This window comes from Streptomyces sp. URMC 123, assembly GCF_051386515.1.
In the GTDB taxonomy this organism is placed as follows: Bacteria; Actinomycetota; Actinomycetes; order Streptomycetales; family Streptomycetaceae; genus Streptomyces.
Genome location: NZ_JBPQTV010000783.1, coordinates 1 through 256, shown reverse-complemented (window position 1 = coordinate 256; position 256 = coordinate 1). Strand labels below are relative to the sequence as shown.

Here is a 256-nt window from a genome sequence, read left to right as displayed (position 1 = left end):
GTACCTGGCCCACATCCTCATCGGCATGGGCCTGCTGGAGGCCATGGGCGCGCTGGACGGCTCACGCAGCCTGCGCGAAGTGGCCGTGGCCGCCGCGCTGTACGTGATCATCGCCAGCCTGGCCGCCTGGGCCTGGAGCAAGAAGGTGGCGCAGGGGCCCGTGGAATGGGTGATGCGGCGGCTGACGGCACTGGGCTGACGCAGTCTTGCAGGGCGATGGCCCCGGGCCTGCGGCGTTGGCGACCCTGCTGTAAGA

Annotated in this window: 1 protein-coding gene; it reads left to right on the top strand. The window is 70.7% G+C overall.

Translation table 11 applies throughout. The features are described 5' to 3' along the window. The coding region (locus tag ACSNOD_RS32000) for a DUF418 domain-containing protein (RefSeq protein ID WP_436770547.1) at nucleotides 1-199 on the top strand (199 nt) is incomplete at its 5' end. Nucleotides 200-256: the final 57 nt, after the last annotated feature.